17 protein-coding genes and 5 tRNA genes are annotated in these 20,048 nt (G+C 62.9%); 15 read left to right on the top strand and 7 right to left on the bottom strand.

Annotation, left to right across the window (positions count from 1 at the left end; all coding sequences use genetic code 11):
• The first annotated feature begins 36 nt into the window (after positions 1 to 36).
• From A9D60_RS20620 to lon, 3 genes are all read left to right on the top strand, one after another.
• On the top strand, positions 37 to 1,122 hold the full coding sequence (locus A9D60_RS20620; protein WP_065269326.1) for an alkene reductase: 1,086 nt from the start codon (positions 37 to 39) through the stop codon (positions 1,120 to 1,122).
• Between the two features lie 133 nt (positions 1,123 to 1,255).
• Positions 1,256 to 1,915: a hypothetical protein gene (locus A9D60_RS20615; RefSeq protein ID WP_065269433.1), complete on the top strand. Its 660-nt coding sequence runs from the start codon at positions 1,256 to 1,258 to the stop codon at positions 1,913 to 1,915.
• A 236-nt stretch (positions 1,916 to 2,151) separates the two neighbouring features.
• A complete protein-coding gene (gene lon, locus A9D60_RS20610; protein WP_065269325.1) occupies positions 2,152 to 4,563 on the top strand; it encodes an endopeptidase La in 2,412 nt (803 codons plus the stop codon).
• A gap of 319 nt (positions 4,564 to 4,882) precedes the next feature.
• On the opposite strand, the gene A9D60_RS20605 is transcribed toward lon, so the two are convergent.
• Complete coding sequence (locus A9D60_RS20605; protein ID WP_065269324.1) at positions 4,883 to 5,938, bottom strand: Glu/Leu/Phe/Val family dehydrogenase; 1,056 nt, start codon at positions 5,936 to 5,938, stop codon at positions 4,883 to 4,885.
• Positions 5,939 to 6,070: 132 nt separating this feature from the next.
• On the opposite strand from A9D60_RS20605, the gene A9D60_RS20600 reads away from it, so the two are divergent.
• The 7 genes from A9D60_RS20600 to A9D60_RS20570 all read left to right on the top strand — a co-directional run bounded on the left by A9D60_RS20600 (position 6,071) and on the right by A9D60_RS20570 (position 8,201).
• Positions 6,071 to 6,526, top strand: coding sequence for an Lrp/AsnC family transcriptional regulator (locus A9D60_RS20600; RefSeq protein WP_065269323.1), 456 nt, complete (start codon positions 6,071 to 6,073; stop codon positions 6,524 to 6,526).
• Positions 6,527 to 6,707: 181 nt separating this feature from the next.
• A tRNA-Val gene (locus tag A9D60_RS20595) sits at positions 6,708 to 6,782 on the top strand.
• A 117-nt stretch (positions 6,783 to 6,899) separates the two neighbouring features.
• A complete protein-coding gene (locus A9D60_RS20590) occupies positions 6,900 to 7,469 on the top strand; it encodes a histidine phosphatase family protein (protein ID WP_065269322.1) in 570 nt (189 codons plus the stop codon).
• A 75-nt stretch (positions 7,470 to 7,544) separates the two neighbouring features.
• A tRNA-Val gene (locus tag A9D60_RS20585) sits at positions 7,545 to 7,620 on the top strand.
• 201 nt (positions 7,621 to 7,821) lie between these two features.
• A tRNA-Asp gene (locus A9D60_RS20580) sits at positions 7,822 to 7,898 on the top strand.
• Positions 7,899 to 7,980: 82 nt separating this feature from the next.
• A tRNA-Asp gene (locus A9D60_RS20575) sits at positions 7,981 to 8,057 on the top strand.
• A 67-nt stretch (positions 8,058 to 8,124) separates the two neighbouring features.
• A tRNA-Asp gene (locus tag A9D60_RS20570) sits at positions 8,125 to 8,201 on the top strand.
• 44 nt (positions 8,202 to 8,245) lie between these two features.
• On the opposite strand, the gene A9D60_RS20565 is transcribed toward A9D60_RS20570, so the two are convergent.
• From A9D60_RS20565 to A9D60_RS20555, 3 genes are all read right to left on the bottom strand, one after another.
• A complete protein-coding gene (locus A9D60_RS20565) occupies positions 8,246 to 8,662 on the bottom strand; it encodes a nuclear transport factor 2 family protein (protein ID WP_065269321.1) in 417 nt (138 codons plus the stop codon).
• 60 nt (positions 8,663 to 8,722) lie between these two features.
• The gene (locus A9D60_RS20560) at positions 8,723 to 8,944 is read right to left on the bottom strand and encodes a hypothetical protein (protein ID WP_019296794.1); all 222 of its coding nucleotides are present in this window, start codon (positions 8,942 to 8,944) and stop codon (positions 8,723 to 8,725) included.
• 121 nt (positions 8,945 to 9,065) lie between these two features.
• Positions 9,066 to 9,944, bottom strand: coding sequence for an alpha/beta fold hydrolase (locus tag A9D60_RS20555; RefSeq protein WP_065269320.1), 879 nt, complete (start codon positions 9,942 to 9,944; stop codon positions 9,066 to 9,068).
• A 375-nt stretch (positions 9,945 to 10,319) separates the two neighbouring features.
• On the opposite strand from A9D60_RS20555, the gene A9D60_RS20550 reads away from it, so the two are divergent.
• Positions 10,320 to 10,970 carry an imm11 family protein gene (locus tag A9D60_RS20550; protein WP_141117993.1) on the top strand — a complete coding sequence of 217 codons (651 nt, stop codon included), beginning with the start codon at positions 10,320 to 10,322 and terminating at the stop codon, positions 10,968 to 10,970.
• Positions 10,971 to 11,008: 38 nt separating this feature from the next.
• Here the strand turns inward: A9D60_RS20550 and A9D60_RS20545 are convergent, their stop codons facing one another.
• A complete protein-coding gene (locus tag A9D60_RS20545) occupies positions 11,009 to 12,400 on the bottom strand; it encodes a M20/M25/M40 family metallo-hydrolase (RefSeq protein WP_065269318.1) in 1,392 nt (463 codons plus the stop codon).
• A 387-nt stretch (positions 12,401 to 12,787) separates the two neighbouring features.
• Here A9D60_RS20545 and hemA point away from each other — a divergent pair, with 387 nt between their 5' ends.
• The 3 genes from hemA (at position 12,788) to ispG (ending at position 16,609) form a co-directional block, all read left to right on the top strand.
• Complete coding sequence (gene hemA / locus A9D60_RS20540; RefSeq protein WP_217492080.1) at positions 12,788 to 14,023, top strand: 5-aminolevulinate synthase; 1,236 nt, start codon at positions 12,788 to 12,790, stop codon at positions 14,021 to 14,023.
• A 130-nt stretch (positions 14,024 to 14,153) separates the two neighbouring features.
• Positions 14,154 to 15,383: a helix-turn-helix domain-containing protein gene (locus tag A9D60_RS20535; RefSeq protein WP_065269317.1), complete on the top strand. Its 1,230-nt coding sequence runs from the start codon at positions 14,154 to 14,156 to the stop codon at positions 15,381 to 15,383.
• Positions 15,384 to 15,487: 104 nt separating this feature from the next.
• The gene (gene ispG, locus A9D60_RS20530; protein ID WP_065269316.1) at positions 15,488 to 16,609 is read left to right on the top strand and encodes a flavodoxin-dependent (E)-4-hydroxy-3-methylbut-2-enyl-diphosphate synthase; all 1,122 of its coding nucleotides are present in this window, start codon (positions 15,488 to 15,490) and stop codon (positions 16,607 to 16,609) included.
• A gap of 77 nt (positions 16,610 to 16,686) precedes the next feature.
• Here ispG and A9D60_RS20525 read toward each other — a convergent pair whose 3' ends face one another.
• Positions 16,687 to 17,451, bottom strand: a complete 765-nt coding sequence (locus A9D60_RS20525) for a DsbA family protein (protein ID WP_065269315.1) — start codon at positions 17,449 to 17,451, stop codon at positions 16,687 to 16,689.
• Positions 17,448 to 18,827, bottom strand: coding sequence for a M48 family metalloprotease (locus A9D60_RS20520; RefSeq protein WP_065269314.1), 1,380 nt, complete (start codon positions 18,825 to 18,827; stop codon positions 17,448 to 17,450). Before A9D60_RS20520 ends, A9D60_RS20525 begins: the two co-directional genes overlap by 4 nt.
• On the opposite strand from A9D60_RS20520, the gene A9D60_RS20515 reads away from it, so the two are divergent.
• Positions 18,826 to 19,971 (top strand): pyridoxal phosphate-dependent aminotransferase, encoded by a 1,146-nt coding sequence (locus A9D60_RS20515; RefSeq protein ID WP_065269313.1) that lies wholly within the window; start codon positions 18,826 to 18,828, stop codon positions 19,969 to 19,971. The two genes, A9D60_RS20520 and A9D60_RS20515, sit on opposite strands and share 2 nt — an antisense overlap.
• The last annotated feature ends 77 nt before the right edge of the window (positions 19,972 to 20,048 follow it).

Genomic DNA, 20,048 nt, shown 5'->3' with positions numbered 1-20,048 from the left:
CCTGTTGCTGGAAACTTTGACCGGAGGGAAATCCCCGTGAGCCAAGAATTGTTTTCCGCCAGCACTGCTGGTGCAATCGAGCTGAAAAACCGCATCGTTATGGCGCCGCTGACCCGCAACCGGGCTGACGACCGAACCGGAGAAGTGCTGGACCGGCATGCGGAATATTATGCCCAGCGGGCGGGCGCCGGCCTGGTCATCACCGAGGGCAGCCAGATCAGCCCCGAAGCGAAGGGGTATATCCAGACCCCGGGCATTCACACGGCGGCCCAGGCCGCAGCCTGGCGCAAGGTCACCGATGCGGTCCATGCGAAGGGCGGCAAGATCGTCATTCAGCTGTGGCATGTCGGGCGGATCACGCATGACTCGCTGCTGCCCGAAGGCACCAAAGCCGTGTCCTCCACCGATGCCGCGGCTGAGGCTCAGACCTTCACCCATGAAGGCTTCGTGCCGACGGCTCAGCCGGAGGCGCTGAGCGCAGATGGCATCCAGAGGGTCATCGCCGACTATGTGCAGGCAGCGAAATACGCCAAGGACGCGGGGTTCGACGGGGTCGAGCTGCATGCGGCCAACGGCTACCTGCTGGAGCAGTTCCTGAAGGACGGGGTGAACACCCGCACCGATGCCTATGGCGGATCGCCGGAAAACCGCGCCCGGATTGTGTTCGAGGTTCTGGACGGGCTGCTGACAGTTTGGCAGGCCGATCGCGTCGGATTGCGTCTGTCGCCTTTCGCCACCTTCAACGATGTGTCCGACAGCGATCCCGTCGGCCTTTATACGCCGCTGATCCAGCGCCTGAACAGCTATGGCCTGGCCTATTTGCATATGGTTGAAGGGGAAACCGGCGGTGCCCGTACAGGCGATTTCGAGACCCTGCGCAAGCTCTACACCGGCACCTATATGGCCAACAATGGCTATGACCGCGAAACTGCACTGGCGCGGACGGCATCCGGCGAAGTCGGCCTCGTGGCCTTCGGACGCCCCTTCATTTCAAACCCGGATCTGGTGGACCGGCTGGCAGCAGACGCGCCGCTGAACGAAGGCAATCCGGAAACCTTCTACGGCGGCGGGGACGAAGGCTTTACCGACTACCCGGTGCTGGAGCAGGTGGCGGCCGAGTAGCCCTCTAACGTTTAGATTAAGGGCTTGCGGCCGGGCAGAACACGCCCGGCCGCCGATAGCGGGCCATGCGCCCGCGTTCACCTGTTATGAAGACCTTCTCCGCTATCCTGCCGCCAAAATGCGGAGGATGGCGATGACATTGTTGCGTGCGCTGGTTATGGCCGCCCTGCTGGGCGGTGCTCCGGTGGCCGAGGCGCAAACTGCACAGAGCAACACAGCGCCCGGATCCCTGGCGGAGGCCTCAAGCTTCTTCAAGGCGCCGCCGCTGGATGGCTGCCGTATCTCCATTGACGATTTGATCAAGGGCGGCTCGCAGGCATTGCGCGGGCAATGGATCGTGCAGAAGGGGCCGGGTGAAATCTCGCTGAACACTGGCGGGCGCATCGAAATGGTGCCGCTGCCGCAACGCACCGGTGACGTGTTGCGGCTGGGATTCCGCAACGGGCGGCTGGTGGCGGATTCCGCCGCCTTGGGGTTTCTGCCCATCGGGGTCGAGGATCGGGCGTACTTGAAGCCTGGAACCGGCCTCAGGGCCGAAAGCGTCGGCCGTGGCGATCTGGCTGACGGCGCTGAAGTTTTCCTGGATGAATTGGCGCTGGGCGCGCTGCCCTGCGGCGCGGATCAGCTGCTGCGGCTGAACCTGCTGGCAGAGCGTGACAGCGGCACCGGAGAGGCGCTGCGGCAGGACATCCGGTTGTTTTTGGTCGATCAGGGCCGGATGAGCGGAACCTACCGCGAAACCGGCCCGGGCGGGCGGCTGGAGCGCGGTTTGATCACGCTGTTGCGGCGCTGACAGGCCCTTGCGGAGTTATCCACAGGGGAGCCCCGCAAGGCCTTCATCATTTGCTCACCCTTCCTGCATTTGCGCCCTTGTGGTCCCGGCGCGCAGCGGGCAAGGTGAGCCCCAGCCTTGAGGATGCGCGGTTGAAAACACAGAGCCGCCCCACCAAGTAAAGACATCCAATGAGGAGACGGGCCAAAGCTGCCAATACCGGGGCCGGGCCGTCTTGCCTAACCAAAGGACCGAGTATGCAAGAGCCACTCAATTCCTCCTACCCAGTCCTGCCGCTGCGCGACATCGTGGTGTTCCCCCACATGATTGTGCCGCTGTTCGTGGGCCGGGAAAAATCGGTGCGCGCCCTGGAAGAGGTGATGGCCGACGACAAGCAGATCCTGCTGTCGAGCCAGATCGACCCTTCCGAGGACGATCCCGAAACCGATAGCATCTACACCGTCGGCGTGCTGGCCAATGTGCTGCAGCTGCTGAAACTGCCTGATGGCACCGTCAAAGTGCTGGTCGAGGGGCAGAGCCGGGTGAAGATCACCGAATTCCTGGAAAACGACAACTTCTTCGAGGCCAAGGCCGAGGAACTGAGCGAGATCCCGGGTGACGTCACCACCACCGAGGCGCTGGTGCGCACCGTGGGCGACGAGTTCGAGCGGTACGCCAAAGTCCGCAAGAACATCCCCGAAGAGGCGCTGTCTGCCGTTGGTGAAACCGCGGAGCCGGCCAAGCTGGCCGACCTGGTGGCGGGTCACCTGGGCATCGAGGTTGACCGCAAGCAGGAACTCTTGGAGACGCTCTCTGTCAGCGAGCGGCTGGAGAAGGTCTATGGCCTGATGCAGGGCGAAATGTCGGTCCTGCAGGTCGAGAAGAAGATCAAGACCCGCGTCAAATCCCAGATGGAGAAGACCCAGCGCGAGTACTATCTGAATGAGCAGATGAAGGCCATTCAGAAGGAACTGGGCGACGGCGAGGAAGGTGCAGGCGAAATCGCCGAGCTGGAAGAGAAAATCGCCGCCACCAAACTGTCGAAAGAGGCGCGCGAGAAGGCCGATGCTGAGCTGAAGAAGCTCAAGAACATGTCGCCGATGTCGGCGGAAGCCACCGTGGTGCGCAACTACCTCGACTGGATGCTGTCGATCCCGTGGGGCAACAAGTCCCGCGTCAAGAAAGACCTGAACCGCGCGCAGGAGATCCTCGATGCGGATCACTATGGCTTGGAGAAGGTCAAGGAGCGGATCGTCGAATACCTGGCAGTGCAGCAGCGCTCGGCCAAGCTGAAGGGACCGATCCTGTGTCTCGTCGGCCCTCCGGGCGTGGGCAAAACCTCGCTGGGTAAATCCGTGGCCAAGGCGACCGGCCGCGAGTTCATCCGCATTTCGCTGGGCGGCGTGCGCGACGAGTCTGAGATCCGCGGCCACCGCCGCACCTACATCGGCTCTATGCCCGGCAAGATCATCCAGGCGCTGAAGAAGGCCAAGACCACCAACCCGCTGATCCTGCTCGATGAAATCGACAAGATGGGCCAGGATTTCCGCGGCGACCCGGCGAGCGCTATGCTGGAGGTGCTGGATCCGGAACAGAACAACACTTTCATGGATCACTACCTGGAGGTGGAATATGACCTCTCGAACGTGATGTTCCTGACCACCTCGAACAGCTACAACATGCCCGGGCCGCTGCTGGACCGGATGGAGATCATTCCGCTCTCGGGCTACACCGAGGACGAAAAGCGCGAGATCGCCAAGCAGCACCTGATTTCCAAGCAGGTGAAGAACCATGGCCTGAAGGCCAAGGAGTTCGAGCTGACCGATGATGCGGTGACCGAGATGATCCGCACCTACACCCGCGAGGCGGGCGTGCGGAACCTGGAGCGCGAAATCGCCAAGGTGGCGCGCAAGTCGCTGACCAAGATCGTCAAGAAAGAGGCCGAAAGCGTGACTGTGACGGCGGAAAATCTGGATGATTTCCTGGGCGTCAAAAAGTACCGCTATGGCCTGGCAGAGCTGGAGGACCAGGTGGGTGTTGTCACCGGTCTCGCCTATACCTCTGTTGGGGGTGAACTGCTGTCGATCGAGGCGCTGCGGCTGCCGGGCAAGGGCCGGATGAAGACCACCGGCAAGCTGGGCGATGTGATGAAGGAATCGATCGAGGCGGCGTCGAGCTATGTGCGCTCGGTCAGCCCGCAGATCGGCGTCAAGCCGCCCCAGTTCGACCGGCTGGATATCCACGTGCACGTGCCGGACGGCGCAACGCCGAAGGACGGCCCGAGCGCCGGCCTGGCTATGGTGACCGCGATTGTGTCGGTGCTGACCGGCATTCCGGTGCGCAAGGATATTGCGATGACCGGCGAGGTCACGCTGCGCGGCAATGCCAGCGCCATTGGCGGTCTCAAGGAGAAGCTGCTGGCGGCGCTGCGCGGCGGTATCAAGACGGTGCTGATCCCGCAGGAGAACGAAAAGGACCTGCCGGAGATCCCGGACAATGTGAAGGAAGGGCTGGAGATCATCCCGGTGTCCCATGTGTCCGAGGTTCTGGAGCACGCGCTGGTCTCCAAGCCCGAGCCCATCGAGTGGGATGAGGAGGCGGAGGAAGCCGCAGCTGCCAAGGCGGCGCTGAAAGGCTCCGGCGAGGGGGCAGGCGCAACAGCGCACTGATCCGCTGATCCGGCAATAAGATTAAAGGAAAGGGCGGTCCGAGGGGGCCGCCCTTTTCAGTTTTCTCTTCCGTTCTGGCCCTTCTTGCCGGGGCATATTGTTCTGGGCGGTTGCGAACGAGAGGCAGGTGCTCCCGCCCGCTTCTGGCAGCGCTTTCAGCGCCGCCACAGCCGTTGGGCGTGGCGCCGCACCCCGGGTGCGGCGCGCGGCCTGCCCGATCAGGGCAGGCCGCCGGGCCCAAAATCCGGATGGCGGCTGGCCATAGGCCGGGCGCCTTGTGGAGGCGGGAGTGCACCCGCAGCGCTGCTGTCAGAAAAGCTCAGGCGGCTTTGCTGGCCTGTTCCATTTTGGTTTGCACCGTGGCAATTGCCATTTCTGCTGGGCTGACGTCCGCCGCCTTGGCCTGGGTCAGGATCGCCGCCATGGTTTCATCCAGCGCCTGCAGCTTCTCGGTAACAAAGCCCTCGCGGTCCTTGATCTTCTGGATCTCGGTCGCGACGTTGATGATGCCGCCGCCATTGGCCACGAAATCGGGCGCATAGAGGATGCCGCGGGCGTGCAGCGCCGCGCCGTCCTCTGCCGTGGCCAGCTGGTTGTTGGCGCCGCCTGCCACGGTGTCCGCCTTAAGCTGCGGGATGGTTTCAGCGTTCAGGATGCCGCCGATGGCGCAGGGGGCAAAAACGTCTGCCTCGGCGCTATAGATCTCTGCCAGCGGCACCGCCTTAGCACCGAATTCGGCAATTGCCTGCTCGACACGGGACTCGTCGATGTCGGTGACCACCAGCTTGGCGCCTGCCTCGTGCAGGAACTGGCAGAGGTACCAGCCGACGTGGCCCAGGCCCTGCACCGACACGGTGACGCCGTCCAGATCGCGGCTGCCGTGCTTGTGGGCACGGGTGGTTCGGATTGCGTTGAAGATGCCGCGCGCGGTGATCGGCGAGGGGTCGCCGCTGGCGAACTCGCCGTCGGCCAGACCGGCCACGAAGCGGGTTTCCTCCGCCAGGACCGCCATGTCGGCGGGGCTCATGCCCATGTCCTCGGCAGTGATGTAGCGGCCGTCGAGGCCCTCGATGGCTCGGGCAAAGGCGCTCAGCAGCTCTGGCGATTTGTCCTTGGCCGGATCGCCGATGATCACCGCCTTGCCGCCGCCCAGGGTCAGCCCTGCCGCAGCATTCTTGTAGGTCATGCCCTCGCTGAGGCGCTTGACGTCGGTCAGGGCTTCGTCTTCGCAGGCATAGGGACGCATGCGCAGCCCGCCGGCCGCCGGGCCCAGCTGGGTGGAATGCACAGCGATAAAGCCCAGGAGGCCAACAGAGGGCTCCTCTACGCGGTAAATCTCTTCGTGGGTGCTGGACGCAACGGCGGTCACTGTCATCTGGATGGCTCCTCCAAAACTTTTTCCGATAATACCAGCGCGCAAACGCCGGTTTTCACCAAAAAGAGCTCTTGGGGCTGTAACTTTTGGCGATAGCCGCCATAATTGGTGGTCAGGTTAGAGGAAAGCTCCATGGATTCGATTGACCGCAAGATTGTCGCCGCGCTTCAGCGCAACGGGCGGCTGAAGATTTCCGAACTGTCGGAGATGATCGGCCTGTCCCCGACGCCCTGCGCCCGAAGGGTTGCAAACCTGGAAGCCAGCGGTGTGATCGCGGGCTATTCGGCGCGGGTGGATCAGGCTAAGCTGGGGCTGCCGGTCACGATTTTCGTGGCGGTGGAACTGGAGCGGCAGTCCACCGATGCGCTGCAGGCTTTTGAGACGGCAGTGCGCAAGTTCGACCAGGTGATGGAGTGCTACCTGATGACCGGCACGCGGGACATCCTCTTGCGGGTGGTGGCGGAGGACCTGCCGGATTTCGACCGTTTCCTTGAGAACCGGCTGATGCGGGTGCCCGGTATCCGCAACACCCGGTCCAGCTTCACATTGCGGACTATGATACAACGCGACGCGCTGCCGTCCTGCTGACCGGTTCATGGCGACAGGAGGGGCGCGGGGCTGAACCTCAGTCCCTTTGGCCGGCTGCACCCTCCATTTGACCTCGGGAAAGCCGAAGACAGCGCCGCTGAAGAAAATGCGCGGGAAGCGCAAAAATCTGCCAATGACCCTCTTGCGGAGCCTGCACCGGACAGTTAAAAGCCTGCCTCACGGGTGATTAGCTCAGTGGTAGAGCGCTTCGTTCACATCGAAGATGTCAGGAGTTCAAATCTCTTATCACCCACCATCATTTTCCAAAGGCGCTCCCTGAAAAGGTTGAGCGCCTTTTGCTTTTCCGGGGTTTCGCTGGTGCTTATGCGGCGTTACCACTTTGCCTGAAACAAAACCGGGCAGGGGGCATATCATGCAGTTTCCGAAAATCTGGCTGCTGCGGCACGGGCAGACCGCGTGGAATGCAGAGCGCCGCATCCAGGGGCAACTGGAATCACCGCTGACAGCCCTGGGGGTGGAGCACGCCCGCCGCCAAGCCGTGCTGATGGCGCCGGTGATGGCAGAGAACCCGGCCTGTTATGCCTCGCCTCKGGGGCGGGCGCAGCAAACCGCCGATATCGCCCTTGGCGGAGCGCCCTTTGTGACCGATGGGCGGCTGGCAGAGGCCTATGCCGGGGCCTTTCAGGGGATGACGCTGGGGGAGGTCGCTGCGGAATATCCGGATATCCACGGCGCCAATCCGCGAAACCTTGACCTGTTCTGCGAGGCGCCGGGCGGGGAGGGGTACGGCAGTTTCCATGCCCGCATCCTGGATTTCATGCAGTCGCTGACCGGCCCGTCGGTGGTGGTGGCACATGGGCTCTTGGGGCAGGTGATGCGGGGCATTGTCTGCGGGCTGAGCCGCGACCGGATGGCGGCGCTGCCGAACGGGCAGGGCTGTGTCTATGTGCTGGAAAACGGGATGGAAACAGTTATGGAATAAGCGGGCCGGGCTGGCAAAAAAATCTGCGATGCCCCCTTGCGCTGTCCGGCGGCATTGTCTAAATCCCCGCTCAACGGGTCGTTAGCTCAGTTGGTAGAGCGCTTCGTTTACACCGAAGATGTCGGGAGTTCGAGCCTCTCACGACCCACCATCCTCCCCCTGTCCAGGTTTCGTGACGCACCCGCGCAAATGTCTGTTGCGGCTGTGTTTTTTATTCAGATTCAGTGCGTTGGCCAGGGCGTTGCATTTTTTTCCGGGAAAGTTCTGAAAAAGGCAAAACACCGCTTGACGGGTCACGGGGCGGAGAATATTACAGCCCAACATTCGGCAGCGATGCCTGAATGTGCAGCGGGCGGTTGTAGCTCAGTTGGTTAGAGTACCGGCCTGTCACGCCGGGGGTCGCGGGTTCGAGCCCCGTCAACCGCGCCACTGCTGCGCCCCGTCCCGGGGCTGAACAGGGACCGCCCCGGAGGGGATCTGGATCGGAAACGGTCCGCCGCAAGGCGAAAATGCGGTTGTAGCTCAGTTGGTTAGAGTACCGGCCTGTCACGCCGGGGGTCGCGGGTTCGAGCCCCGTCAACCGCGCCACTTTCGCCCGCCGCCCTGGCGTCTCAGGGTCCGCCCCGGATGGGGATCATAGCCGAAAGGCCCATGCGCGGTTGTAGCTCAGTTGGTTAGAGTACCGGCCTGTCACGCCGGGGGTCGCGGGTTCGAGCCCCGTCAACCGCGCCACTTTCTTCCTCAGTTGAAAAAATTGGATGCGCACCTGGCGTTTGTCATCCGTGTTCCGGTGGTTTTTCCGGGTCCGCTGTGACTTCGGGAGTGTCCTGGCTGAAGCTGTTGCGCCAGCCTTCTGCGCGTTTCTCCCACAGAGACGAAATCAGCATCGATTTCCATGCCGTGGTGCCAGCGGGCAGATAGGCCGCGCGGTAGCTGAGCAGCACGGAATCCGGGCTGATAATACGCAGTTGTGCGTCGCTGAGGCGGTAGCCCGCCATCACCGGTCCGTTTTTCAGTTGGTCGCAATGGCCTGTCTTACCGGAAAAGCCGCTGGGATAGACGCCTAGGAAGTCCTCTGTCAGCATTCGGCCGTCGGCCTCCGGGTCACCCGCAACCAATGCCTCCCAGACCTGGGTTTCCAAGGCGAGGAAATCGGCCAGTCGCGGGCCGTCGGTCAGAATCGATTGTGTCATGGCACCAGCCTGACCGCGGGAGTCGGGTCAGGCAAGCGGTCTGCGGCTGAAGCAGAGCGGTTAGATAGCCGGCGGGTTCGGGGCTGCCTCGGTATCGTGACGCCAGCCGGTCAGCTCCGCATCCACCCATTTCTTGAGCCGGTCCAGGTCGGGCTTGGGGTTGGATTCCAGGTAGCGCAGCAGCACCCTTGTGCCGTGCTGGTAACCGGCGCGGTAGCTTTCCTCCGGGTCGGTCTGGTTGCCTTCGAACCCTGGCGGGCGGTTGAACCTGCTTTGTGTCATTTCTGCCTCCGTTTGCTGGCCGCATGCTTGCTTCCGCAAGGCTAGGGCAAGAGCGATAAGCAAGTCTTAACCGGGTGCGTAAAACGAACATCAAAGCCGCGGAGCGGAGCCGGGCGAAGTTTCAGGGCGGCGGCAGCGGGGTCAGGAAGTCAAGCATTGCCGCAGCGGTTTCGGCCGGGGCGCTGTCGATGAAGAAATGCCCGCCAGGCACGCTGCGCGCAGACATGTCCTGCAGGTGCGGCTCCCAGGCGGCGGCAACGTTATAAGCCCGGGCCATGGCGCCATCTGCACCGTAAAGCACCAGCGAGGGGCAGTGGATCTGACGGCCCAGATCGCGGGCGTCGTCGTGGAAGTCCACCTCAATCGCGGCACGGTAATCGTTGCACATGGCATGGACGCAGGCCGGGTCCGCCCAGGCCCGGCGGTAGGCGGCCAGTGCGACAGGCGGGAAATCTGAGAGCGAGGCACCGCCCCAGCCCAGCAGGCAGCTTTCGAAATAGGCTTGCGGATCGGCGCCGATCATCCGTTCCGGCAGCGGCGCGGGCTGGGCCAGGAAGAACCAGTGGTAATAGGCGCGGGCGACCTGCTGTGTAAGCTGATCCAGCAGCAGATGCGTCGGGATGATGTCCATCACGGTGAGGCTGGCGACGGCTTCGGGCGCATCCAGCGCCAGCCGGTGGGCGGTGCGGCCGCCGCGGTCGTGGCCAGCGAGGTGAAAGCGCGGATATCCCAGTGCCTGCATCAGCGCCAGCTGGTCGGCTGCCATGTTGCGGAAGCTCATGGCTTCCACGCCGTCGGGTTTGGAGCTGGCGCCATAGCCGCGCAGATCGGCTGTCACTACGGTGAAGTGTCGGGCGAGGAGCGGGGCGGAGTCTTCCCACATCTCTTTAGTTTGGGGGAAACCGTGCAGCAGCAAAAGCGGCGGGCCGCTGCCTTGGAGGGAATAGGCGATTTCCTGGCCGTTCACCTGAAGGGTGCCGGTGTTTTCAGAGGATGGCATGGGTCTCTCCCTTGGCGGCGGCGTCAAGCATATTGGAGCCAGAGCCGCGCGCCGGATCAAGCCTGCCGCTGCGTTCGGGAGAAAGCGGAGGTCTCCCGCGCCTTGGCGCGGCATCAAAGATGCCGCACAGCAAGCCTTGGGCCCGGCGCCGTGCGGAGGCACGGCGCGCGCCGCCGGCGGCGGCGCCAGGCCCAACGGGAAGAGGGGCTCATCAGAGCGCCGATGACGGGCGGGAGGGCGTCCGTGTGCGTTTCCGGGATGTTGCGAGGGGGGGCGGGGTGGCTGGAAACGTGTCAGAGTGAAGCAGCTTACGGTTGTGTTTTGAGGCTGGCAGAGGTAGCCGGGAAAACAGTTCTCGTCTCAGGCCTGTATGCGATGGAGGCCGCTGTGCCGCACCAAAAAATCTGGGAATCCCAGCTCCTCAGCTCTCCCGGGAATATCAAATCTTTAGACTTCTTCTTTCCCGGTGCCGATCTGAAGTGGCGCGTTGCCTTCCAACGTCGCTATGCCTATGGGATTGAACCAGAAATCAACACTGACGAATATCCAGCCTATATTTTCTTTGCGCTGCGGGACCTCTCCAGCAAGAAAAAGGACAACCTCCCGGATTTGTTCATGGGGCACCAGGGGCTGGTCATTGTTTCTGGAACAATGCACGACCTCTTGCGGACCTTCAACATGGGCCGCACACGGTTCCACGAGGTGCCGCTTTACGAGTACGACCAGAAAACCCTGCGCCCGAGACGCTGGTACTTCATGCATATTCGGGAGGACCGCCGGACGCTGGTGGCAGAAGAGTCAACCGGGTTAGAGCCCGCCCGAACTGGAAAAGTTTGGTTTCCCTCCATGGCCGGAGACCATGAAATTGCATTGGATCCCGAGACGGCCGGGGAACTCGATCTTTGGCTGGACCGCAGCGTCAGCAGCCGCGTGTTTTTCTCGGACCGTTTAAAGAAGGCTATCAAGTCCTCGGGCCTCAGCACCCGCTGGCTGGGGTTCCGCCCCTGCAAGATCGTGACCGTTTGAGCGGGTGGAGGCTCCGCAGAACCTCCGCCCGTCTGTCTTTACTTCTGCGTCAGCGCGTCCAGTATGCGGGCCCAGGAGCGGATGCCCTTGTGGAAGCTTTTCAGGTCGTATTTCTCGTTTGGCGAGTGAATGGCGTCGTCATCGTTGGCAAAGCCTGCCAGCATCGATTCCATGCCCAGGATCGACTTGAAGAAACCCGCGATCGGGATCGAGCCGCCCATGCCGCAGAACACCGCTTCGCGCTGCCACTCGTCCGACAGCGCGGCGCGGGCGGCGGTGAATTCGGGGCGGGTGATGTCCATGACCGAAGCCTTGGAGCCTTCGAGATCATTGTCCCAGACCACCTTGCAGTCGGGTTTCAGCTGCGCCTCCACATGGTTGCGGATCTTCACCCGCAGCGCGTCCGGGTCCATGTCGCCCACCAGGCGGCAGGTGATCTTGCAATGCGCCTCTGACGGGATCACGGTCTTGGAGCCGGCGCCGTTGTAGCCGCCCCAGAGGCCGTTCACCTCCAGCGTCGGGCGCGCCCATTGCTGTTCCAGCACCGAGCGGTTCTTTTCGCCATGCGCCTGTGTGTAGCCGGCGTTGTCGAGATAGTCCTTCTCGTCAAAGCCGCAGCCTTCCCACTGGCGCAGCTGGTCCTCGGGCACCTCATGCACGCCTTCATAGAAGCCGTCGACGGCGACCTTGCCGGTTTCCTCGTCATAGAAGGAGGCGACGATGCGGCTGAGCTCACGCAGGGGGTTCAGGCCGGGGCCGCCGTAATGGCCGGAGTGCAGGTCGATGCGGGGGCCGATGAGGGTGAACTCATCCTTCAGCATGCCGCGCAGCTGCGAGGAGATCGACGGCACCCCGCGCGACACCATGGAGGTGTCGCAGATCAGCGCGATATCGGCTTTCAGCTCCTCGGCGTTGGCCTCCATGAAGGGGATCAGCGAGGGGGAGCCGCTTTCCTCTTCACCCTCGAAGAAGAAGGTGATGCGGCAGGGCAGGGAGCCGTTGACAGCCTTCCAGGCACGGCAGGCCTCGACAAAGGTCATCAGCTGGCCCTTGTCGTCCGAAGACCCGCGGCCGCGGATCACGGTGCCGTTCGGGGTATCCTCCAGCTGCGGCTCAAACGGCGGTGTGTTCCAGAGGTTCAGCGGGTCGACCGGCTGCACATCGTAATGGCCATAAAACAGCACATGCGGCGCATCGGTGTTTTCCTCGCCCACGTGGCCGACCACCATCGGGTGGCCCGGGGTCACGCGCTTTTCCGCCTTGATGCCGATGGAGTTCAGATCTGCCACCAGCCAGTCGGCGGCCTTGTCGCACTCTGCCTTGTAGGCCGGATCGGTGGAAATGGACTGGATCCGCAACAGCTCCATCAGCCGTTCGGTGGCTGCGTCCAGCTCTGCGTCGATCCGGTCCAGAACGTCATTCAGTGCCATCTCTTGCTCTCCTGTTTGTCCGGGGAGGCCCGGGAAACGGGCCGATTTGCCGCGGACCCTAGCAGCGTGATTGAGGAGGGGCCAGAGGCCTCAGGGCCGGAAATCCCTGGCATTTTCCGCTGCTGAGGTTTCCGATCCTGCGCATTATTAGGAATTTCCGGAAACAGATACGACGCAAACGGCCAAAGGTTGGCCGCAGCTGTCCTTGCCCGGCCTTTGTTTAAGTTTTATTTGACCTGCATCAATGTTGCGCACCCTTGGCGGCGCGTATGCAGTTGATCGAAGGGACTGCCTCAGGTAACCAATCGTGAACGTGATTGTGGCCTAATCGTCAGAAGACCCGTGCCCTTTACACAGCCCGCGTGCTCCGCAGGAGCACATTTAGCTATGGAGATGCCGGTGGACTATACCGCGAAACTGGACGCAGCGATTGCCAGCCTTCACGAAGAGGGCCGTTACCGGACCTTCATCGACATCGAGCGCAAGAAGGGCCATTTCCCGCATGCGGTGTGGAACCGGCCTGATGGCAGCAAGCAGGACATCACCGTCTGGTGCGGCAACGATTATCTGGGCATGGGCCAGAACCCGTTGGTTCTGGATGCGATGCATGACGCCATCGATGCAACCGGCGCAGGCTCCGGCGGCACCCGCAACATCTCCGGCACCACGGTTTATCACAAGCAGCTGGAGGCCGAACTGGCCGACTTGCACGGCAAGGAAGCTTCGCTGCTGTTCACCTCGGCCTATATCGCCAATGACGCGACGCTGAGCACTCTGCCCAAGCTGTTCCCGGGGCTGATCATCTATTCCGACGCGCTGAACCACGCCTCCATGATCGAAGGCGTGCGCCGCAATGGCGGCGCCAAGCGCATCTTCCGCCACAACGATGTGGCCCACCTGCGCGAACTGCTGGAAGCCGACGACCCAAAGGCGCCCAAGCTGATCGCCTTCGAATCGGTCTATTCGATGGACGGCGACTTCGGGCCGATTGCCGAGATTTGCGATCTGGCGGATGAATTCGGCGCGCTGACCTACATCGACGAGGTGCACGCGGTTGGCATGTACGGCCCCCGCGGTGGCGGCGTCACGGAGCGCGACCGCTTGGCCTACCGCATCGACATCATTAATGGCACCCTGGCCAAGGCCTATGGCGTGATGGGCGGCTATATCGCGGCTTCGGCCAAGATGTGCGACGCCATCCGTTCCTATGCGCCAGGCTTTATCTTCACCACCTCGCTGGCACCTGCCGTGGCAGCCGGGGCAGCGGCCTCAGTCGCCTATCTGAAGGGTGCGCAGGACCTGCGCGACAAGCATCAGGACCAGGCCAAGGTGCTGAAACTGAGACTGAAAGGGCTGGGTCTGCCGATCATCGATCACGGCAGCCACATCGTGCCGGTGATCGTCGGCAATCCGGTCCATACCAAGGTGCTGTCCGACCACCTGCTGGAGGACTACGGCATCTACGTGCAGCCGATCAACTTCCCCACCGTGCCGCGCGGTACCGAGCGCCTGCGTTTCACCCCCTCGCCGGTGCACGGACCCAAGGAGATCGACGCGCTGGTCCATGCAATGGACGCATTGTGGTCGCATTGTGCGCTGAATCGTGCCGAACTTGCCGGGTAACTTACTGATCAGTGTAAATTAACACTGAGTGTGTTACGCTGTTGCTAATCAATCAACGGATCTGAGTCGCGGATGTGATTCTTTCACCGTTCAGAAACGATGGCGGCAGGCATAGTATGGGACGGCAGGCATGATCGGGCGCTTCACCCAGCGCAAGCAAGATGAGCATGGCGGAACGGCAGAGCCGAAGGGTTTTGACGATTTCGAGCTGAAGCTCGGCGACGTGATGCGCGGCGAGCGGGCGACGATGGGCAAATCGCTGCTCGACGTCCAGCGCGAACTGCGGATCAAGGCCTCCTATATCGCTGCCATCGAAAACTCCGATCCTTCCGCTTTTGACACGCCGGGCTTCATCGCCGGCTATGTGCGCTCCTACGCGCGCTATCTGAACATGGATGCCGAACAGGCGTTTCAGGATTTCTGCAAGGAAAGCGGCTTCTCCGTGGCGCACGGCATGTCGGCCGAGGCCTCCAGCCGCAGCAAATCCGGCAAAGCGCCGGTTGTTGCGTCTAAAGGGCTGGGCGGCGATGCCTTTGCCTCACCGAATACCCCGTTCATTCCCGCGCCCAGCAGTATCCTCAGCCAGATTGAGCTGCGCGCCGTCGGTTCGCTGATGGTGCTGGCCGGCCTGATTGGCGGCATTACCTATGGCGGCTGGGCCGTCCTGAAAGAGGTGCAGCAGGTGCAGTTTGCACCGGTGGATCAGACCCCGGCAGTGCTGGCGGATCTCGACCCGCTGAGCAGCGCGGTGCTGGAGGTTGCCGACGGCGCTCAGGATCCCGCGGCTGAGGCATTGGACCGGCTTTACCGCCCGCAGGCGCTGGATGTGCCGGTGCTGGTGGCGCGCGATGCGCCGATCTCCACCATTGACCCTTCGACGCTGGGCAACTTTGCAGCGCCGGATGTGCCCACGGTCAGCCTTGCGGAGGCCAGCCTGCCGTTTGACGGCGCCGGGCCGCTTCAGCAGGGTGAGCAGGGACCGCAGGTGCCGCAGGTTCTGGCCGCGGTTACGCCGGGTGTCGAAATGGTTGCAGTGCGTCCTTCCTGGGTGCAGGTCACCGCGGCGGACGGCAGCGTGATCCTGGAAACCATCATGGACGCGGGCCAGCGGTTCCAGGTGCCGGCGACCGAGGATGCGCCGAAACTGCGCACCGGTGAAAGCAGCGCAATTTACTTTGCCGTGAACGGCCAGCATTTCGGCCCGGTCGGCGAACGCGGTCAGGTCACCAAGAATGTCGAGCTGTCGATGGATGCGATCACCGGCCGGTTTGAACTGGCGGATCTGCAGGACGGCAGCAACGAGGCGCTGGCGACGCTGGTGGCGCAACTTCAGGCAGAGATCCAGCAACCCTCCGAGTAATCCTGCCAATGGAATTCTTGCCGAACGCCCGGTGCTGCCATTGCAGCGCCGGGCGTCTGCACGTATCTAATCCCCAACAGGATCCAGCCGGGACACCAGCCGTAATGTCGATCAATCACATCCGCCCGTGGCGCCATATCGAACGCCGCAAAAGCCGTCAGATCCATGTAGGCAACGTGCCCGTCGGCGGCGACGCCCCGATTGCGGTGCAGACCATGACCAACACGCTGACCACTGATGTGGCAGCCACGGTCGCGCAGGTCCAGGCCGCGGCAGAGGCAGGCGCCGATCTGGTGCGGATCTCGGTGCCGGATGAGGCCTCCTCCAAGGCGTTGAAGGAAATTGTGCGCGAAAGCCCGGTGCCGATCGTTGCCGACATTCATTTCCACTACAAACGCGGCATTGAGGCCGCCGAGGCCGGCGCAGCCTGCCTGCGCATCAACCCGGGCAACATCGGCGACGAGAAGCGCGTGGCCGAGGTGATCAAGGCAGCGCGCGACCACAATTGCTCAATCCGCATCGGGGTGAATGCCGGCAGTCTGGAAAAGCATCTGCTGGACAAGTACGGCGAGCCCTGTCCGGAGGCAATGGTGGAGAGCGGTCTCGACCATATCCGCATCCTGCAGGATCATGATTTCCACGAATTCAAGATTTCGGTGAAAGCCTCCGACGTCTTCATGACCGCCGCCGCCTATCAGCAGCTGGCTGAAGCTACCGACGCGCCCATTCATCTTGGCGTGACCGAGGCTGGCGGTTTTGTCTCCGGCACCATCAAATCCGCCATCGGCCTGGGCCAGCTGCTGTGGATGGGCATCGGCGACACGCTGCGGGTCAGCCTCTCTGCCGACCCGGTGGAGGAGGTGAAGGTGGGCTTCGAGATCCTCAAGTCCCTCGGCCTGCGCCACCGCGGCGTCAACATCATCTCCTGCCCGTCCTGCGCGCGGCAGGGGTTCGACGTGATCAGGACGGTGGAAACGCTGGAGGAGCGGCTGGCCCATATCCATACCCCGATGAGCCTCAGCATCATCGGCTGCGTGGTGAACGGCCCGGGCGAGGCGCTTATGACGGATGTGGGCTTTACCGGCGGCGGCGCGGGCTCCGGCATGGTCTATCTGGCGGGCAAGGCCAGCCACAAGATGTCCAACGAGCAGATGGTCGACCACATCGTTGAGGAGGTCGAGAAAAAGGCCGCCCAGATCGAGGCGGCTCAAGAGGCGGCGGAGTAAGCTTCCGCTCCTTCATCTTTACCTAATTACTCCGGGGTCCGGGGCAGCGCCCCGGTTCAACCGGTTCAGATTGTATCTCAGCTCTGCTGCTCGCGGATCTCAGCCACCATCAGCTCCATCTGATCGGCGGGCAGGTAGCCGCGCAGGAGTTCGGTGCCCAGAACAAACGTCGGGGTGCCGGAGATCGCCATCTTTTGCGCCAGCGCCCGGGTCTGGCGCAGCTCGGCAGTCACCTCCTCGCTGTCCATCTTTGCGAAAATCGCCTCGGCATCCAGCGACAAGCCTTCGGCCAGGCGGCGCAACGCCACCTCGTTCGGCTCGCCGCCAAACTCGATCAGCGCGTCATGCACATTCTTGTAGGCGTCGCCGCCCGCCACCTGCTTGGTGGCGACGGCAAAGCGCGCCGACAGCACAGAGGCGTCGCCCAGGATCGGGAATTCCTTGATCACCAGGCGGATGTTGCCATCGCTTTCCAGCAGCTTGGCCACTTCAGGCGCGGCGCGCCGGCAGTAGCCGCAGCGGTAGTCCATGAATTCGACCAGGGTGATGTCGCCTTCGGGATTGCCGCCAACCCAGGAATAGCCGTCGTTGACCAGTTCCTCCAGATTATCGGCGACCAGCGCGTCATCGCGCACAGCTTCGGCCTGCTGCTGGCGCTGCTCCAGAAGGTCAACCGCCTCCAGGATCAGTTCCGGATTTGCCAGAATGTAGCTGCGAACTTCCTTGCCAAAGGCCTCGCGCTCAGCCTCCGACATCGCGTTGATGTCAAAAGCCTGCGCCGGGGCACCCAAAAGGGCGATGGCAGTGGCCGCGGCGGTGGCGGTGCGGGTGAAAAGGGTCATTTCCGTCTCTTTCTCTTCTGAGCTTGTTCATAGGCCACCAGCACATCGGTTGCCCGCCGCGCGGCGGGGGATCCTGCTGGCAGCTGGGCCACGGCCCGTTTGGCGTGAATGCCTGCATCATTCAGACGCCCTTGCAGGGCATAGCGTTCGGCGGTGACCAGGGCGGCCATGCCGTTCTGCCCGGTCTTGGCATAGGCCAGTGACATGTCGCGCAGCAGCACCGTATTGCGGAAGTCGATGGCGCGGGCACGTTCCATGGATTTGAGCGCCGCCTTGGGCTGTCCCGCCGCCAGTTGCGCGCGGCCGTAGCCTGTCAGGATCAGCGGGTCCTTGGGGGCGAGGCTGACCGCCTTGCCATAGGCGGCAAGTGCGGCTGACCACTGGCGGTTTTCGATCAGGATCTGCCCCTTCAGTTCATGATAGAAAGGATCGGAGGGGCGCGCAGCCAGCGCGCCATTGATCGCATTCAATGCTTTCTTGAGGCTGTTCTGCCGGTGATAGGCCGCGGCCTCGCGCATCAGGCGGACGTCCTTGTACTGTTCCTCGCGCACCCGGCGCAGGGTCCATTTCGGGGCCCGGGTGAAAGCCGACAGTTTGCCGCGGACACGGGCAAACCAGTATTGCGCCTCCGCATCGGTCTGTCCCTTGTCGCCATAGGCCGCAAGGTAGGCTTGCGCGGCACGCATGCGGTCGCGGCTGAGGGGATGGGACCGGGTGTATGGGTCTTGGCTGCCGGCGCTCAGCACTTCCTGGCCGGCAAAGGCCCGGTGCAGATCGACCAGCCCCTGCGGACTGATGCCCGCACGGTTGAGGTATTCGGCGGCAGAGCGGTCGGCACTGCTTTCTTCGGCCCGTGTGTGGGCCAGGAAGCTGCGGAAGGCCGAGCTTTGGGTGCCGATGGCAATACCAGCTGCGGCATCCCCGCCGCCTGCCGCCGCAGCCAGCGCAGCCAGTGCCAGACCAAGTCCCGCGGCGCTGTTGGCCGAGCGCAGGTTCTGCATCCGCCGCGACAGATGGCCATTGGTGATATGGGCGGCCTCATGGGCCAGCACGGCCTGCAGCATCTCTGGCGAGGTAACCTTGAGGATCAGCCCGTAATTCACGAAAATCGTCCGGGAATCCAGGACGAAAGCGTTGAAGGAACTGTCATTGACCAGCAGGATGCGCACCCGGTTTGCGTTCAGCCCCGCGGCGCGCAGAACCGGGGCGGCCAGCCTGTTCAGCCCATGTTCAATGTCCGGATCGCGCAGGAGCGAGATCGACGCCGCCTGCGCCGCGGCCGCAAATTGGACAAGCGCGCAAACCAGAAGAGCCGGGATTGACGCCAGCCGGAAGAAACGGTCAAAACTCATGCGCGCACATTGGGAGATTAGCATGCGAAACTCAACCCGGTCCGAGGTCGATCCCTTCATTGTGATGGATGTGATGGAGGCTGCCCGCAAGGCTGAGGAGGCAGGCCGCCATATCATCCACATGGAGGTGGGCCAGCCTTCGACCGGGGCGCCCTCGGGTGCGCTTAAGGCGCTGGGGAATGCGCTGGAAAACAATGCCTTGGGCTACACTGTTGCCTTGGGCTTGCCAGCCCTGCGCAAGCGGATCGCGCAGCTGTACGGCGAGTGGTACAACGTCGATCTGAACCCGGAACGGGTGATCGTGACGCCGGGTTCCTCCGGCGCTTTTCTGCTCAGCTTCACTGCGCTTTTTGACAGCGGCGACCGCGTGGGTATCGGCGCGCCGGGCTATCCCTCCTACCGGCAGATCCTGAAGGCGCTGGGGCTGGTGCCGGTGGACATCCAGACGGCACCGGAAAACCGGCTGCAGCCGGTCGCGGCGGACATTGCAGGGCAGAAACTGTCGGGTCTCATGGTGGCTTCACCCGCCAACCCGACCGGCACCATGCTGGACCGCGCGGCGATGGGCGCGCTGATTGATGCAGCAAAGGGCGAGGGCGCCAGCTTCATATCCGACGAGATTTATCACGGGCTGGAATATGAGGCGAAGGCGGTCACGGCGCTGGAGTTGACCGACGAGTGTTATGTCATCAACTCCTTCTCCAAGTTTTTTTCGATGACCGGCTGGCGGGTTGGCTGGATGGTGGTGCCGGAGGATCATGTGCGGGTGGTCGAACGCATTGCCCAGAACATGTTCATCTGCGCGCCGCACGCCAGCCAGGTAGCAGCCCTGGCGGCACTCGATTGCGAAGATGAAATGCGGGATAACCTCGCCGTTTACGCAAGGAACCGCCAGCTGATGCTGGACGGGCTGCCCAAGGCCGGTTTCACTAAGATCGCACCGCCGGACGGGGCGTTTTATGTCTATGCCGATGTTTCGGACCTGACCGATGACAGCCGCAGCTTTGCTGCGGAAATCCTTGAAAAGGCGGGCGTTGCTGTGACACCGGGGCTGGATTTCGATCCCGTCCGCGGCGCCACCACGCTGCGGTTCTCCTACGCGCGTTCGACCGCGGATATCGAGGAAGGCCTGGCGCGGCTGGCACTGTTCATGGCGTCTCGGGACTGAGCCGCGGATAGACGCAGAAGGCGGATTTCCAATCACGCGCAAATTGCCTAGTCTGCCGGCCAAAAGGCCGGAGGGCC

The organism is Leisingera sp. JC1 (genome assembly GCF_001679925.1).
Taxonomy (GTDB): domain Bacteria; phylum Pseudomonadota; class Alphaproteobacteria; order Rhodobacterales; family Rhodobacteraceae; genus Leisingera.
The sequence above is the reverse complement of the archived record's forward strand: the minus strand, read 5'-3'. Positions and strand labels throughout refer to the sequence as shown.